Raw genomic sequence first — 3,320 nt, forward strand, 5'->3', positions numbered from 1 at the left:
AAATTCTACTTTTATTTTCTATTTCCTTCTTCAGCTAACCTGCTACCGATAGTTCAAGAACAAAAAAGCCGCCAAAATGGCAGCTGGATCTTCAACTCTTGCACCCGATAGTTTAAGTACATCTCTTCACCAGTTCAATCCAATTAATTTTAAATGTAAAACTTGGCTTATCGAAAAATCCTAAGGTGAAAACCTTTTCTCGTACATAGAAAGGAATAACGTTATGTATAAAAAAGAGTAGCGACATTTTATCTCTACTCTTATTATAGGTTTCTTTTACGACGCAGGTATATTGTTATTATTAATGCCTTTTTAACACCACATTTAAGTGTTTATTATCACTTTATTACAGTAATTTTCCTAAATAATACGGCATTTGGCGTCGCCACCAAATCCAATCATGCGAAACATCTTCGCCCCATTCATCAAACGATGCTGGAATTTGTTTTTCTTCAAAGGCTTTTTTTAATGTATAGTATGAAGGCAGCCCATCCTGTTCCCAATCACCCCGCCCGGTACAAATAATAATATCTGCTGAACGATATCGATCAATAAACCAGCCGTCATTTTGATTCCATATGTAATCACTCGGTGAATTTTCGTATACTAGCGGATCATTTCCGTAATCCCCAAAAAAGAAACGCACATCGTAAACCCCGCTAAGTGCAACAGTTGTTTGGAAGACATCCGGATGTCTCAAGAAAAAGTTCAACGCATGATATGCCCCCATACTACACCCCGTTGACATCATTGGATCAAACCAACCTGTTTTATGCTTAATAAATGGAATAGCCTCTGAAATCACATAACGGTCATATGCTTCATGAGCTAATGCACGGTCATGCGCCGGTTTTGAGTCGTGCAGCCAACTTTCGCTATCTATACTAGCCAATGTAAAAAACTGAACTTTTCCTGATTCAATAAAGTCATGACACGCATCAATCATTCCAAAATCATGGTATTCAGAATGGGTCCCTCCAGATGAAGGAAAAACTACGATTGGCATGCCACTGTGTCCATATCTGTTTAACAGCATTTCACGTCCTAATTCTCCACTCCAATGGTTTAACTGTTCTATATGCATCGAAAAATCTCCTATCCCTATACGTTTGCAATGCTGTAATTTTTTCGTTCATGAACAAAACGGATAATGCTATCCACTTCTTCTTGCGAATCTGCATTAATCGCATAAAATTGATTTCCTTGGAGTTCCGCAAATGCATCTGGTATGCGCCGTTCAAACTTCACACGGTCGCCAAAACGTTCATAGATAGCATTCGTGTCATGCTTATACTCATTAGCATCACGCTGTGTTATACCGACACAAAACTGGTTTTCGACATCGGGCTCCTTATATTCTCCTCCTGTCACAAGAGAAGCATACTGTGCAAATAAATCAATGGAGTACGCAAAATTGTACATATCAATCGTGTAGCCGCCAGCCAAGCGGTTATTGTATTCAAGTGCAACATAATCCCCATTTTCTACTTTAAAGAACTCAATATGGAAAAAGCGTTCTTGCATGCCAAAAGCTTTCACAATCTCCTTTCCATATGTTTCTAGCTTTGGATCAATTTCTTTTTGAATCACATAAGCTAAATCCAACTGGCCGTTAACGAGTTCCAGAGTTGGCACATTATATGTAAAGCTAGTTTGGAAAACAATGTTCCCATTCTGATCCACTAAACCATCAAATGTACAAAGCACGCCTCCTTCGACATATGGTTCTAAGAAGTACACTTGTGCTTCTCCCCATTCTTCTTCAAAATGACGTACATCCTCTTCTGAACTTAATTTAAAGGTAGCAGCTGATCCAACTCCATTATCCGGTTTAGCGATAACTGGCAGTCCTAATTCATCAATGGCTTTTGATAAATCCTTTTTAGTTTTAACGATTCTTCCTTCTACGACAGGCACACCTGCTTTTTTAAACAGCTTCTTCATTTCAGATTTATACTTAACTTTTTTCAAGTCATTCGTTTTATTGCCGTACACGTTAAATTGCTCACGCAACTGCGCATCAAGTTCTAACCAATATTCGTTATTGGATTCAATGCGGTCAATGGGACCATGTTTATAAAATAAAAATGCAACAGCACGTTTTACTTCATCTAAATCTTCTAAATCAGTCACACGATAATATTCTGTTAAAGAGTTTTGTAGTTCGGAACCTAATTGGTCATATGGCTCTTCACCAATTCCTAAAACATTGACACCTGCGTCTTTTAAACGATGAGCAAATGGTTGAAAATTCCCTGGATAATATGGTGATATCAAAATATAATTCATAAAAAAAGCCCCTTTCTCAGAATCAAAAAATTCATTATTTTCACGACTAAGGTACAATTATTTCAAATTATAATCAATATAAACTTTTAACAATATTCAAAAAAATTGATAGATTCCTATTATGTTCAAATTCAGTCAAACATAATTATTCAGTTCATTCAAGACCACTCCATGCTTAAGAAACGTAAACATTCTGGCAAATGTTTGGCCCAAGCTTTTTCATTATGTTCTTCATCCGCAAAAATATTTAAACGAATGCTATCAATTGGAATAGAGCCTTTTATCAGTTGTTGATAATACTTAAGCGAGCAATCGATATATGCCTGTTTCATATTACCATACATCATTTGTCGATCGGTATCATCGCCTTCCTGAGTCCCAACTTGAATGTACACGCGTTGTTCAGGATCCAACTCTTTTCTAGCAATATAACTGTCAAATGCTTTACTTGTAATCCAATTGGCTAAAGAAAAAATACCTAAACCACCAATTTGATCTTTATATTCAATACCCATAAAAGCCGAAATATTTCCTCCAAGTGAACTGCCAATCACCGCTGTGTGATATTTATCCGCTTTTGTTCGGTAATGCTTATCGATAAACGGCTTCACGACCGTCATGACAAACTCAGCAAACTCCGCCCCTCTTCCGCCTAGTTCAATATCTTCAGGAAGTGGGCTTTCAGTAATTTTCCAAGGCGTATATTCATTAATTCGATCTTGTCCAGCGTTATCTATCCCCACAACAATCATCTTTGGTAAATCGGGGTTTTGTTTAATTGCAGGAATTACTTTCCATGAATACCCGCTATAGGATTCACTACTGTAGAAAACATTCTGTCCATCATGCATATAGACAACTGGATAATTTTCAGCCTCATCTTTATCATAATTTTTCGGCAATAACACACGCACGCGACGTTCTTCATTCTTATAAGACATATGTAATTGATGTGTTTCTAGTTTTAGATAAAAATAGGATTGATTCATTTTACCTTCATCACTCCTTTGATATTAGTTTAAATATACTGA

General features: G+C 36.7%; 3 protein-coding genes. All 3 read right to left on the reverse strand.

The annotated features are described in order from the left end of the window. Positions 1 to 346: 346 nt before the first annotated feature. Entirely contained in the window at positions 347 to 1,084 is a 738-nt protein-coding gene (locus tag V7659_RS27950) for an esterase family protein (protein WP_335543329.1), read from the reverse strand. A 17-nt stretch (positions 1,085 to 1,101) separates the two neighbouring features. Then, entirely contained in the window at positions 1,102 to 2,289 is a 1,188-nt protein-coding gene (locus V7659_RS27955) for an ATP-grasp domain-containing protein (RefSeq protein WP_335543330.1), read from the reverse strand. 158 nt (positions 2,290 to 2,447) lie between these two features. After that, positions 2,448 to 3,278: an alpha/beta hydrolase gene (locus V7659_RS27960; RefSeq protein WP_335543331.1), complete on the reverse strand. Its 831-nt coding sequence runs from the start codon at positions 3,276 to 3,278 to the stop codon at positions 2,448 to 2,450. Positions 3,279 to 3,320 lie beyond the last annotated feature (42 nt).

This window comes from Neobacillus drentensis (assembly GCF_036966985.1).
GTDB lineage: Bacteria > Bacillota > Bacilli > Bacillales > Cytobacillaceae > Neobacillus > Neobacillus drentensis_E.